The sequence below is a fragment of the Paenibacillus sp. CB74 genome (genome assembly GCF_055687625.1).
In genome coordinates this window covers 1,432,659-1,446,493 of sequence record NZ_CM146009.1, presented here as the reverse complement: position 1 = coordinate 1,446,493, position 13,835 = coordinate 1,432,659, and the positions used below count along the sequence as shown (strand labels likewise).

10 protein-coding genes are annotated in these 13,835 nt (G+C 47.4%); 1 reads left to right on the top strand and 9 read right to left on the bottom strand.

The features are described 5' to 3' along the window. Nucleotides 1-5 precede the first annotated feature (5 nt). From ACX9NY_RS06620 to paiA, 3 genes are all read right to left on the bottom strand, one after another. Nucleotides 6-1,055: a LacI family DNA-binding transcriptional regulator gene (locus ACX9NY_RS06620; RefSeq protein WP_472477694.1), complete on the bottom strand. Its 1,050-nt coding sequence runs from the start codon at nucleotides 1,053-1,055 to the stop codon at nucleotides 6-8. Between the two features lie 462 nt (nucleotides 1,056-1,517). Further along, nucleotides 1,518-2,600, bottom strand: coding sequence for a class II fructose-bisphosphatase (glpX, locus tag ACX9NY_RS06615; protein ID WP_339255716.1), 1,083 nt, complete (start codon nucleotides 2,598-2,600; stop codon nucleotides 1,518-1,520). 693 nt (nucleotides 2,601-3,293) lie between these two features. Continuing rightward, the gene (gene paiA / locus ACX9NY_RS06610; RefSeq protein ID WP_339255718.1) at nucleotides 3,294-3,812 is read right to left on the bottom strand and encodes a spermidine/spermine N(1)-acetyltransferase; all 519 of its coding nucleotides are present in this window, start codon (nucleotides 3,810-3,812) and stop codon (nucleotides 3,294-3,296) included. A 131-nt stretch (nucleotides 3,813-3,943) separates the two neighbouring features. Between paiA and ACX9NY_RS06605 the strand changes: the two genes are divergently transcribed. Beyond that, nucleotides 3,944-4,588 carry a YczE/YyaS/YitT family protein gene (locus ACX9NY_RS06605; protein ID WP_472477691.1) on the top strand — a complete coding sequence of 215 codons (645 nt, stop codon included), beginning with the start codon at nucleotides 3,944-3,946 and terminating at the stop codon, nucleotides 4,586-4,588. Nucleotides 4,589-4,667: 79 nt separating this feature from the next. Here the strand turns inward: ACX9NY_RS06605 and ACX9NY_RS06600 are convergent, their stop codons facing one another. From ACX9NY_RS06600 to ACX9NY_RS06575, 6 genes are all read right to left on the bottom strand, one after another. Next, on the bottom strand, nucleotides 4,668-7,247 hold the full coding sequence (locus ACX9NY_RS06600; RefSeq protein WP_472477689.1) for a X2-like carbohydrate binding domain-containing protein: 2,580 nt from the start codon (nucleotides 7,245-7,247) through the stop codon (nucleotides 4,668-4,670). Between the two features lie 386 nt (nucleotides 7,248-7,633). After that, entirely contained in the window at nucleotides 7,634-8,152 is a 519-nt protein-coding gene (locus tag ACX9NY_RS06595; RefSeq protein WP_339255723.1) for a (2Fe-2S)-binding protein, read from the bottom strand. Further along, the gene (locus ACX9NY_RS06590; RefSeq protein ID WP_472477687.1) at nucleotides 8,149-10,674 is read right to left on the bottom strand and encodes a molybdopterin cofactor-binding domain-containing protein; all 2,526 of its coding nucleotides are present in this window, start codon (nucleotides 10,672-10,674) and stop codon (nucleotides 8,149-8,151) included. Before ACX9NY_RS06590 ends, ACX9NY_RS06595 begins: the two co-directional genes overlap by 4 nt. A 33-nt stretch (nucleotides 10,675-10,707) precedes the next feature. Then, nucleotides 10,708-11,622, bottom strand: coding sequence for an FAD binding domain-containing protein (locus ACX9NY_RS06585; protein WP_472477685.1), 915 nt, complete (start codon nucleotides 11,620-11,622; stop codon nucleotides 10,708-10,710). Nucleotides 11,623-11,908: 286 nt separating this feature from the next. Then, entirely contained in the window at nucleotides 11,909-12,559 is a 651-nt protein-coding gene (locus ACX9NY_RS06580) for a nucleotidyltransferase family protein (RefSeq protein WP_472477683.1), read from the bottom strand. Further along, the gene (locus tag ACX9NY_RS06575; protein WP_472477681.1) at nucleotides 12,525-13,799 is read right to left on the bottom strand and encodes an XdhC family protein; all 1,275 of its coding nucleotides are present in this window, start codon (nucleotides 13,797-13,799) and stop codon (nucleotides 12,525-12,527) included. The genes ACX9NY_RS06580 and ACX9NY_RS06575 overlap by 35 nt, the downstream gene beginning before the upstream one ends. Between the last annotated feature and the right edge of the window lie 36 nt (nucleotides 13,800-13,835).

The following is a 13,835-nucleotide window of genomic DNA, read 5'->3' as shown; positions in this document are numbered from 1 at the left end:
ATAAACTATTGACGGATAGAAGAAGCACGGATGATCAGTTCGGTAGGCAACAACGCTCTCGCTGATTCGGTTACCGCTACAACAGAGTTATTCGCATTATGTGTGTCACCAACAGAGCTATGCAAAAGCTTCGATGCTGCAAGTTCACCCATCTCAAAAAATGGAACCCTGACGCTGCTCAGCGGCGGAACCGCCATCTCGGCGGCATCGGAGTCGTCATAACCCACAAATGCCGGAAAATCCGCAGGCCCTATTCCCCGCTCACGCAAACCATGCATGACCCCAATGGCCATCCGGTCATTGGCCGCAAATACAGCATCAATCTCATGTAGGCGATCTGCTACAATCGCTGCCGCCTCAATGCCACTTCGTCTGCTATAATTCCCCTCAAGCAACAGACTTGGGTCCAGCTCCATACCTGCTTCTTGCAGGCCAAGACGGACACCTTCCATTCGCTCCTGGCTGTTTGAATAGCTGTCCGGACCATTGAGAAAAGCGATTTGACGATACCCCTGATCCGTAAGATGACGTATGGCAAGCCTGCTTCCTTCCACATGATCCGCATCCACTTCCGTGAATGATTGGCCCTCAAAATGCTGATTCATGACACAGAATGGGTGTCCTTCCTGGTGAAGCTGCTGCATGGCTGCCAGTTCTTCATGTTCATCTCTGGCACCAAGGATAATGCAAGCGTCCACTTTCTGACGCCGGAACAGATCCGTATAATTCATCACTTCACCGGGGGTCCGGAACATAACCAGCAGATCCATGCCATGGTCTCTGGCTTTGCTTCCAATCCCACTCAGCATTTCCGAGAAAAAATACGCCGAGAACAGATGCGCCTTCGGAACATAAGGTAATACCACGCCAAGGTTCCCGCTTTTACTTCTGGCAAAACTGCGAGCAAGAGCGCTGGGCACATAGCCTAACTGTTCGGAAGCTTCAAGAACCTTGCGGCGTGTCTCTTCTTTAATAGGACCTACCCCATTAAGCACCCGGGAGACCGTTGCCTCGGAAACACCCGCAAGATCAGCCACTTCTTTACGAGATGCCATGGATTTCACCCCCTTTTATATAAGTTGAACTAACGATTATTTACACTGACACTACGATGACAGAATAACCTTCCAATCGCTGTTATCCCCAGATTTTTTTGATTCCCTTTTATAAAGGGAAAATCCGGGGATAAAGGCGAACGCTTCGCTTTTCCAGTTTTTTTCTGTCCTCTCCGTTATCGTGTAAATGATTAGTTCAACTTATATAACTCATCATACAATGGTTAAAAATCGATATTTATGTACGCGCGTACATTTTCTCATGCCATGTAACCGTTGTCAATGCTTTTAACACAAAAAATAATGAGGGCTGTGGATTAATCCAAGCCCTCATTATTATCTTACCAGAGATGGTACTTTCAATGATTCAAGCACCTGTAATCTTAGGGGTTCAAGTTACTTATCAACACTCAATACAACGATTTCAGTTGATCCTATTTGTTCAATTATGGAGAGTCCAGCTCACAACGTGGTTGTAACGCCATGATCAACGGAGGATTGACTAAACTCAGCCTGCTCCATCGTTTTCACAAGATTCGGAATGCGGTCCGATGGTTCTGGCGTGGATTGGAGCTGTCTTACCTTGTGCAGCACTTCTTTGTTAGGTAAGAAGTGTTGGGAACGAATAAAACGAATGGTTTTGGTTTTGGCACGCATGACAATCGAATCCGTCTCGGCGCGATCATCTGCAAGATACCGTACCCCTCCCAGAATCTCACCTGGCGTCACTCCCGTTGCGGCAAAAATGACGTCCTCCGTACCGATCATATCCTGCATCGTTAACACTTTGTATGGATTATCAATCCCCATCTGCAGGCAGCGCTGGAATTCGTCGGCGTTGGCAGGCATCAGGCGACCTTGAATCTCGCCCCCAAGGCAAGATAACGCTGCGGCTGCCAGCACTCCTTCTGGCGCTCCTCCAGAACCGACATACAGATCAATGCCTGCCTCCGGGAAGGCTGGTGCCATTGCACCCGCCACATCACCGTCACTGAGGAACTTGATCCGCACGCCTACCTTGCGCAGGGTTTTAATTGTGCTCTCATGGCGCACACGATCCAGAATCATCACCGTTAGATCCGAGATGTTTTTGTTCAATGCGGTAGCGGCTTTCTCCAGTGTGACTTCAACCGGATCTTCAATGCTGACCTTGCCTACAAGTGCAGGTCCTACCGCCAATTTCTCCATATACATGTCCGGTGCGTGGAGCAGGTTACCTTTTCCCGCCACTGCAATAACCGATAGAGCGTTGTTTAGTCCTTTGGCCACGATTTCTGTACCTTCGAGCGGGTCTACAGCCACGTCAACCTCAGGCCCCTCAGCGTTGCCCACTTCCTCGCCGATGTACAACATGGGTGCTTCATCCATTTCTCCTTCACCGATTACCACCGTGCCGCGAATAGACACGGAATCGAACATGGCGCGCATGGCCAAAGTAGCCGCTTCATCTGCACTGTTCTTGTCACCTCGTCCCATCCAGGGTGCTGAAGCTAACGCAGCCAATTCTGTTACTCTGACAATTTCCAACGCCAGTTCGCGTTCCATTTTTCCCACTTCCTTTCCAATTTCCAAAAGCATATCGTGAAAGCGCCACTAAATCCATCGCAAATCTATATGAAATTGATCTGTAATCGGCGCAGCAGCGCCTTTCGAACGATTTATCCCTTATTTATCCAATTAATATTTTGATTGATTTCAGTCCTTTTTTTGGCTCGTTTCAAGAGCCTTATTCGCCTGATTTTCACTTAAAATATTAATTTTATTTTCCATTTTCCGCGTCTAAAACCAAATAGTTTAACATGATGAATTAGCACGCCCTTTTCATGCGCAAGAAGTTCTTTTAACATAGTGTATGTACAACTAATATAGTGATTATTAAGAACGTAACACGATCTATTAGACGACAAACGAAAACGATTTTCAACTGGCTGTCCAAACGCAGAAATAAACTAATACATTGTAATAACATACCTTGAGACCAGCCTGCTCCCTTGAGGGATATTGAGCTAAACAATACTGCCAATTATGTATTAATCAGGACTTTAACTTTTACTAATGCCATAGATGCAGCTTATAATGGTCATCGAAAATAATAAGTTTACATAATATTTATTATGAAATGTTTCTCGTCCATTTCTACATTTTATTATTCAACGGTTCTGGCAAAACATAAAAAAGCCCGAAAGAATTCTGCTTAATTAGCATTTTTTCTCCCAAGCTTTCCCCTCAATGAACCAGTTACAGTATCGTTTTGGTCATTATCAAATCAATTTGTTCATCATCTCCCATGTAAAAAGCATGAGCTCCAGTCTGTACAAACCCCATCTTTTCATAAAAGGCGATGGCATTTTCGTTTTTCTCCCACACCCCTAACCAGATACTCGTTTTGTGATGTTCTGTTGCCATCTCTATGGCTTTATGGAGCAATACTTTACCAAGGCCATGCTTTTGGAACTCTTTTCTGATATATACCCGCTCAATCTCAAGGGATTCAACGCCCATCTTCTCAGATTGCGCATCATTGATATTTACTTTCATATACCCTGCAAGTTCATGGTTGATATAAATAAAAAGAAATTGCGAATCCGCCATGGACAGTTCCGTTTCTAATTGTTCCCGATTAAACGCCTTTTCCAGATAAGCATTTATATTTTCGGATGAATTTTGCGCTTCAAACGTTTCATTAAACGTCTCATAACTAATCTCCTGCAGTTCACATACATGTTCAATGGTACATATGTCTATACGAATCGTCATTTAGGTTCACATTCCTTTAACAAGTTAATCATGAATCATTTGTTGCAAATGCAATAAAAAAGGATTACATTGAATTTATCTTATTTTTGTTGTATTTGCAACAAAAAAATCTCAAAAAGAGGTTGAATGAATTGAAATATGTCATTTTTGTCGCAGGTATTCTCATCTTGACGCTTGGCATTTCCCTTACCATCCAATCTGAACTGGGCACCTCACCGTTTGATGCACTTCTGGTGGGGCTTTCCCAACATGTAGGGCTAAGTGTAGGAAGCTGGGAGGTCATCATTGCACTCTTATTAATTGGATGCAATTCGCTTTTGAAGCAGCAAAAACCCGAGTTTCTGGGGCTCGTCACCGCATTCATTACTGGTGTGGGGATTGATCTATGGCTATATGTATCTGAATCTTTAATCACGCCCGAAGTTTGGTACAGCAAACTAATGACTTTTGTCATTGGATTAGTGATCATAAGTATCGGCACGGCCATCTATTTACAGACCAATTTCGCACCCATTCCAATTGACCGCTTAACCTTAATTCTGCACGAAATCACGCGAACGCCCTTATTTGTATCGAGAACATTGATTTACTTTGTATTTTTGATGCTGGCATTCCTTTTTGGCGGACCGATCGGGCTTGGTACATTATTAACTGTATGTTGCGCAGGTCTGCTTCTTCAGTTCATCATGGGCCATACGAATAAGATCATAGATCGCCTATTAACAGACTTGGATATATCATCACGTACTGAGCGCGAAAAAGAACATTCCGTCTAACGAATGTACACCGTCTACATCATAAAAGGCTGGATCAGAGGTTAACCCCCTGATCCAGCCCCTCAATGTTCTCTCTTCCTTACGGCTCAATTCCCCATACCAGCTGACCATTCACATACCCTGTAACCTTATCATGGTTTGCAAACTGACTGCCAGATGCCTTGAACGAGTAATCATTAGTCTGGGTGTAATTCGTCCAATTGTTTTTGGAGAAGCGAGCTTGAACCTCTGCGCTCTGCCCTGCATTCAATGTTCCCGCTGCACTTGTAAAGCCCACTTCAAGATAATAATCTGCCCCGGCAACTGGCGTCTCCAGTTTAACGAATTGGCTGGTTACATTCGCACTGCCCATACTGGCCCAATCCGACCAGAACGTCTGAGCTTCTTCCCCGTCAATCGTATAGTAATACCGAAGTTTGACCTCACTCAACGGAATGGTCGAATCACCAGAGTTGATCAATTTGAATTTGGGTGATATTCCGTTGGTGGATGCACTTGTATTGCCGTTAAACGCTTGAATTGTCATATCTCCGGCAGGCACAGTAACTGTACTGTCTACTACGTTCACTGTTAATACAGCGTTATTTCCTCCATTGAAGTGAAAGGTCAATACGTTTTGGCCCAGCGGCAGCGTGGCAAGATAGGATTTGTTCAACACAACAGCAGCGCCGGATGCCGTATAATCCTGACCCGCTACAAGCGTCACATTCCCCTTCGTGATGCTTGTAAGCTGACGGCCATTCAAGGTGAGAGACACATTCATATCTTGCGCGTAATTCGTCGCTTTATCGAATGTTGCATTCACAGGTGAAATCACAGCATCGGTACTCGGTGTTGAATCCACGATTTTGACTTTTAACACAGGGTCCTGGCCTTGAATAAAATCCAGAACAATCGAATGCTCGCCAACGGGTAGTGTCGCCAGATAAGCTTTTTTCAGCAGCAGCGTACTTCCGCTCAGGGTATAGTCCGTATTTACGGTCAACACATGGTTGCCGGCCCGAAGAGCGGTCAGCGTATTACCATTTGCATTCACCGTTACGGCTTTGTCGGCTTGATTGGGTGCATATTTGTCAAATTCGACGTTTGCAGGTGTAATGGATGCGCTGGGGTTAGGACTGTTAACCTTTAAATTCGGCAGCTCATCCAACGTAATGACATAATCACTTTGATAAAGCGTTTTCAGTGTTGCCGGGTAATTAAATGCAGAACTCATCAGATGCTCGCCATACCAAGGACAGAAGTACAGCCATCCTGATTTCTCCTCTGTCAGATTTTTCACGCTTGGAATCGTGTCATTCTCCGTCATCGCTACCATTTTCGTACCACCTGTCAACTCAACAAGCTTATAGAAAATCGAGGTAATCGCATCCTCATTGGGCACGCCCGACAAACCGTCATCACGGTTGTAGATCGTATTGTATTTGTCGTATCCGACGAGATCCACCTGATCATCACCCGGATACCAGGCCGGAGAAGTACTATATACATAGCTGTTGTACGTCCAGATCAGATTGTGCAAGCCATACGTCTCCGTAAGTTCGGTATAGAGCATATCCCACAGCTCTTTGTACACGTCTGCGCCTGCTGAAGCCCACCAGAACCATGCGCCTTCCCCGTTCAGTCCGCCGTTGCCCTCCGCTTCATGATACGGACGGAACAAAACCGGCACGTTGTTGTCCTGCAAAATCAGCAGTTGTTCTGCCAGATCCTCAATGGTCATCATCACGTATTGATACTCTTTAGTACCAGGAATGACCGCATTCGCTGTATTAAAATTCGTTTCGGTTGGCTTATACGTTGCTTCTTTCCAATCAACAAAGTCCCCTAGTTCATACGTATTGAAATTGCGGGGTACATTGATATGCCAGGAAGCTGTTGCAATACCTTCACGATTATTCACCCAATCAATCATGCGATCGGTTGTACCGTCCTCCCAACCATACAGCGGATTGTAATTCATCAGATCAAAGCCGCGAATAGCCGGATACTTTCCGGTCAGATCATGAATCCATTCGAATTCAAGTTCTGAATCTCCGTCATTCCCTCCTCCGTAGATTTCTTGCTGTCCAGAAATAATATGGTTACCATATACCTCCGTTAAATAGTTCATCAAAATCTGCGTTTCCGGTGTGGCCTCAGGATCACTTAGAATAGGCTGTACATTCAGGGGGTCCAGATCCGCATAATCCACGGTAAAAGTATCAAAATACGCGAAGCCCCAGCCAGCCTTCAGCTCAATCGTATTGCTACCCTGGTTCAGCTTGTGAAAGCCAAAATCGAAGTCTGACCATGTAGTCGTGTACGGCAGCATGTACGCACCTTTTGTAACACCATTTACGATTAGATTTTGAGACCTTCCATCCGCACTGAGCTCCTGCATATATCGTGTGGAGATTGCGTACATGCCGGTTTCCGGGACAGTAACGGTGAAGGTTAATGTGCCAGAGTTCTGCATCCAGACAAAGCCAGCCCCTGAGAATCCGGGCTTGGGTTGTCCATAGATCGAAGTGACCACTTGAAGATCCGGGGTGAGCTGTGCATCTTCGCTTTCGATGGTGAACAGTGGGGTGTCTGCATGAACGGGCGCTGTCATTAATCCAAGCAGCAAGGCCAATGCCAGCATCATTGCGGTTGCCTTTTTGAGCAAATTTTTCATCCATTCCATCTTCCTTCCCATGTAAAATATAATAATGAAATGTCAATGAACCCATTCATGATGGCGCTTTCATTTTAAACATATCACGCCCATCAATATTTGTAAATATATGGTTAAAGCAAACATTTGAAATTCCTTTGTACCAGTACTTTGAATGCCATATTCCTATTATTTCACCAATATTGATGACAATCGAAAACGGTTCATTATCTAACCAGAATCGGGCGTAAACCTCATCTCCCATTATATGATTGTACTTGGCAGAAAACCAAAAAAATAAAACAAAAGTAAAAAAGCATTCCTGGATCGAATGCTCTTTCAAAGAATGATTTTTCAATTCTCCTTGTTTTTGTTTTTATGCCTACGCATACGTCCTACGCATCAACTCAACTAACGGTTTCTTCGGCAGACGTTTCCTTTATCGCACAGCGTTCCCCTGCCTTGCGTACCGCCCGAATAATGCCACCATAGCCGGTACAACGACACAGATTCCCGCACAACCCCGACTCAATCTGTTCTTGAGATGGCTCTGGATGTGCATCCAGTAATGCCTTGGTTGAGATCACCATGCCCGGAGTACAGTAGCCGCACTGGAAGCCTCCTTCCTCCACAAAAGCTTGTTGAATCGGATGCAGGGTGCCTTTCTCCTCGCCATGCAGACCTTCAATGGTCACAATGTCACTGCCTTCACATTGATAAGCCATGACAAGACAGGAATTCACAGGCTCTCCATCCATCAGAACCATACATGAGCCGCAGCGACCAACTTCGCAAGATACTTTGGTACCCGTCAGTTGCAAATGAGTCCGAAGCACATCGACAAGTCGGGTCGTTTGCGCAATCTCTAGATGTTTATGTTCACCATTCACAATGGCTGTCCAGTGATTCTCAAGTGGCTTATTCATGATGGGCTCACTCCTTCCTGCAAAGGTACATTTAAAGGTCTGACCAGTTGTTCCCTCGGTACAGGAAGACGGTTAACCCATACACCTGTCGCCTGATGTATTGCGGCAGTAATGGCTGGCGCAAGCGCTACGGAACCAATCTCACCGATCCCCCTCGGTCCAAACGCATCACCTTCGGGTAAGTCTTCAATCGCTTCAACCTCCAGTTGGGTATGAATATCCTGAATGGTTGGGATCATATACGTGTCAAGGTTCGTGGTTACATAACGGCTGTCCTGCATGACCGCATCCTCGGTCAACGTGAATCCCAGCGCCATGACACTGCCGCCTTCAATCTGTCCAATATAGCCCATAGGGTTGATAACTGGACCTGCCGCTACGACATGGCGTGTATCGAGCAGCTTGGTTTCTCCAGTCAACGTATTGACTTCCACCTCTGCCGCAACCGCCGCATACGTATACAAATAATGCCCGCCTACCACATTGTCCGGCGTAGTTGGGTAATCGAACTTTGTATCGAAAATCCATTCATCGGCTTCGCCCTGCGTCGCGAGTTCAGCATACGAGATCACGAAGCCTGATGAAACTCCCTCTTTCGCCAGGTATTGAGATGCACCTAAATAACTTTCAGCAATTTGATCACTTTCATTCCCTCCAGCAACGATCTCAGCCACTTCAATTCTTTCAGCCTTCTCTAGTTTTTCTGCTTCTTCAGACGTTTGAATTATGCCTTCCAGCGCCAATGCTACTTTCTTCTCGCTCTTTCCTGTCCCTTGCACATCTGTTTCTACTTCTGAACTTTCGGCAGGAAGCTGACCTTTGCGCCATATCCCCCCAGGTCCTGTTACCAGTTCATCCGCCGGAATGCCCGACAACTCAGACGCAACAGCGAGAGCACGGGAACGAAAAGGAGTCTGCAAACGTTGAAGGGCCATCCAGGCCATCGTTGTTGAACGTGAAGCCGTACTTGAGCCACTGTGCGGCACACGATCCGTATCTCCAATAATGATACTGAGATCGGATGTATTGCACTGGAATAGATCACATAACATAATTTCCAGCGTTGCAACGAGTCCCTGACCGAATTCCTCGTAGCTGAATGCCACCTCAATCTTGCCTTCGTTATTCAGGGACAAGCGGCCGCCCGCAGGGTCTGGAATGCCATAACCGAGCCCTGCACCATGCATGGCAATCGCTGCTCCAACACCGCGTTTGATCCAGGGCGGCAGAGAAGGATCTGCCGGGGGATGCTGATGTTTTTGCCACAGTTCGGAGCGATCCAATGCCTCCCATACTTGGGACAGACCATCCGTAACCAGAATACGTTGATTCAGCGGTCCGGGATCATTCTTTTCCCTCATATTGCGTCTGCGGAACTCCCAAGGGTCCATGTTCATGATTTTTGCAAGCCGATCCATCTGGCCTTCCATGGCAAAAATCGCCTGGTTCCCGCCAAATCCGCGAAACTCACCCGACAATCCATTATTCGTATACACAGACACACCTTCCACATCCACATTCGGAATGGCGTATGGTCCAAGGCAATGTTCGGTACAGAAGTTCAGCACGGGTGCACCCAGTGTGGCATACGCTCCCGTATCTGCTGTAATACGGACACGATGCGCTTGTATGATACCTTCTCGACTCATACCGGTCTGCATTTCAATCTTCATGGGGTGCCGTTTTAGCCCTGCACGCACGGATTCTTTACGTGAATTATGCATTTTCACAGGACATCCGCATCTCAAGGCCAGCAGTGCACCATAAGGCTGTACGTTAAGTTCATCTTTTCCGCCAAATGAACCACCAATCGGTGAAGACACCACGCGAATATCTTCTTCAGGACAGCCAATAATGCGTGCAAGCTGCATCCGGTCTTTATAGCCATGTTGCGTTGCCGCGTATACATTCAGCCTTCCCTCTTCATCCGGGACAAACAAGCCACCTTCTGTCTCCATGTACGCATGCATCTGGCGTGGCGTATAATAGGTCTCTGTCACGATATGATCACATGTGGCAAAGGCTTGCTCGGCGTCTCCACGTTTGATCTCCGTCCGATACAGCACATTACCTGGACCATGCTCATGCAGCTCTGGTGCGTCTGGAGCCAACGCAGCATCTGTGCTATTCAGCGGCGTGAGCTCCTCATACTCTACACGAATCGCATCCAGTGCAAGTGCCGCACGTTCCGGGGAATCCGCAGCAACCGCTGCAATGGCATCCCCAACATAACGGACAATATCCTCGCAGAACACGGGCTGATCCGGGGTTGCTATGCCAAAACGATTCAGACCAGGCACATCTTTAGAGGTCAGAACCGCATAGACACCTTCCAACGCCTCAGCTTCCGAAGTATCTATAGACAATATGCGAGCATAAGGATATTCGCTTCGCAATACTCTGCCATGAATCATGTCAGGCAGCGTCATATCCGTCAGATATTGAAGCTGACCTGTTACCTTGGGTGCCCCATCTGGCCGCAGGTGCCAGCGTTTCCCGCTCTGTTTCCGATTCAGCAGCATAATCCCTCTCCCCCTTTGCTTGATCCCATTGATCTATTTGTGAAGTGCCTCCCATAGCCCTGCACCAAGCAGGTTGCCTGCGGTCTGTTGACGATAATGTTCCGTTGCAAATGCATCGCCATAAGTCGTAAATTCATCAGCCACAGCAGTTGCGAGAGTCGCCGCTTGCATGACAGAAGCTTCGCTACCAAGAAGCTGTTGTTCCGACTCCAGAAGTCGCATCGCCATGCCTGAGCCTCCACCAGCCGCAATCGCAATCTTGGTCCAGCGATGATCCGAATCAATCTCACCGTATAACGCAACCGTCACCAGCGATGCACTGAACGTCTCCCGTCGACCCAGCTTGCGGTAAAAGGAAACCTCTCGTGCAGCAGGCTTGTTTCCACTGTCCACATCAAGCAGAGAGGACGGTCTCATCGGGATATGAATCGAGATTAATACGTCCCCTGGATTACGGCTGCCATCCGGTCCACCCTGAAGCCACGAAGACACACTTCGAATTTCAATTCCGTTGTCCGTTAACCAATGCAACTTCGCATCATATACGAGCAAAGCAGTCAGGGTATCCCCGACTCCAGACACAATATTCCCGCCAATGGTTGCCACATTTCGAATGGAAGGAGCTGCAATTGCATTTACCGCTTCTTGCAGGATCGGCAGTTGATGCAGCAACGCCTGTGAAGCACATTCCTTTAAACGGGTCATTGCGCCAATGACGATCTCATCTTCACGATTCGATATACCGCTCATTTCAGGAATACGAGCCAGGCTAATCATGTGTTCAGGCGCCGGAACCAAGCCGCCCTCCCACTGGGTTCGCAGTAATGTTCCACCTGCTGTGAAACAACATATTCCCTTGAATCTAGTTCTCAACGTTTGCAGTTCTTGCAAGTTCTCAGGCTGCCATACGGATGGCAATGCTCCAGAACCGTATGCCGGTGTCACCATCGCCGCATCCCCTTTCTCTCTCTTCCATGGGCAGGACATTCAACCGTCTGATCCAGATAATTCTTCAAATCATATGAGAGTTAAGCAGCAACGTCAATTACCTTCACATCGTTTTGGATAAATGTATAAAACCTGCGTTCTATTTGTGCTTGATGCATTATCATCTATCGAAAGCTAACATGAAGTTTCTTTCACCACACGTAAAAAGAAGACAAACAGGCCAACCAGACTGCCTGGCTGACCTCATTATGTTATAAATTTATACATGGTCATTAATCTTCTCCTGTTATATGGTCTCCTGCCCCGATTCATATACATGATTCAAAATGCGTTCCAATTCCGGTTCTGTATCCGCATCCCAGAAACTCGTCTCAGACAGTGGCACATGCACACCTGAATAGTTAGCGCTGCGCATAATCTTGCGTGCCCCCTCATCTCCATGCAGAGACAACAGAGGACCGAACATATGGGAGCGAAAAGCAACGGGCGGCTTGCCTCCCTTACCGTCGGTAGCTGCGACATAGTCACTCAGCTTGTGGGTAGCCAGTGCGGTAGTCACCCGATTAATATCCTGCGCTTTTACTAAAGGCTGATCACCCAGTAACATGAGAATGCCCTCCGGTTGGTACTCCATGGCCGACAATACGCCAGAATGAAGAGAGTTGGCCATACCGCAAGCATAGTCAGCACAGGCTACAATTCGAAGTCGCGCTGTGGGATGATACGCATACGTGGCAGAATCAATCCATTTTACAGGCAACCAAGCCAATGAATCTTCCGGTTTGACCACACAGATCACCTGATCCAGATCTGAATCCAGCGCAGCTTCCAGTGACCATGCAGCCAGTGACCTCCCGTCTGGCATGACAACCGAGAGTTTATCCCGACCAAGGCGAGAACTCCTACCTGCTGCCAGAACGATGCCCGTCATTCGCATGTGCAACGCTTCCCTTCTGCCCTACCTCAGTACTCAAGGCAGAAACCTTATGTTTACATGCGATCAATTCCGCTGCAATGCTGATGGCGATCTGTTCGGGACCGTCTGCTCCGATGCTCAAACCAACGGGAGAATGTACATTTTTCAACGCTGGTAAACCATCCAGCAGACGGGCTGTTCGTGTTTTGGAACCCATAATGCCAAGATACGCGTACTCACAGTCCACTAACATCTCTAACAGTTCACGTTCGCGGGGGAAATTGTGACTCATCAAAATCAAATAATCCCCTTTATTTACGTTTAAAAGAGGCATGATCTCACATGGGAAACCCAATACGAGTTCGGTTCCAGGGAACCGTTCCGAGGTGCATAAGGACTCTCGCCAATCGGCTACCACTACACGGAACCCTGCGGACCGGGCGAGTCTGGCAACAGGAATAACATCATTTCCGGCTCCGATGATAATCAGGCGAGGTTTAGGTGTGTACTGCGAAGTAAGTTGCTGCGGGAGATCCCAGGGATTCGTTGAAATCGCATCGTTAGTCGGTATATCAGCCTCAGAGATATGTTGTGAATCACCGGACGGAGGGGAAGAGTGAGATCCATTTGACGTAGCCGGTACCATTTCAGGCACAAGCGTTAGGCGAGGTATATCGCGAGAATATTGTGTTAATGCGGCATGTTCATGCTTGATATTCCCACTGCTGTGTTGTACATCAACCTGCAATGAAGTTAGATTATTGTTCGTCACGCGATCATGAGGAGGGACGAGCGAAGGACGCAAGACTGGATGCCCCTTTTCCGTAGGCTCAACTCGTTTCCAGCCATATTGAACCCTTGTGTAATCATCATGAAATGTTCGGATTAACGTTGTTGCAGCGCCGGATTGCAAACACTCATGCATCTTCTGCAACGTAGATCGGAGTTCACCACATACAGGTTCAAGCAGCACAACAACGAGCCCGCCGCAGCCAATGGTCTCCCCCCAGGACAGATCATCCTCGGGACGCATGTCGTACTCCACGAACTCCATCTGCTTGGTATCGAGCACATGGTTCACCCGGGCCTGAAGATCACTCTCCAGGCATCCCGGACTGATACTGCCATGCATTTGGCCTTCCTCGGTCAACAGCATAGAGACTCCCTGCTTACGGTAAGCATGACCCTCTACCTTAATCGCTGTTGCGAGCACACAGCGCATTTCACGGGCTGCGATTGTACACAGATCATGCATTTCCATATCGGTCTCCATCCTTTCTGAATTGCATACGTTTCC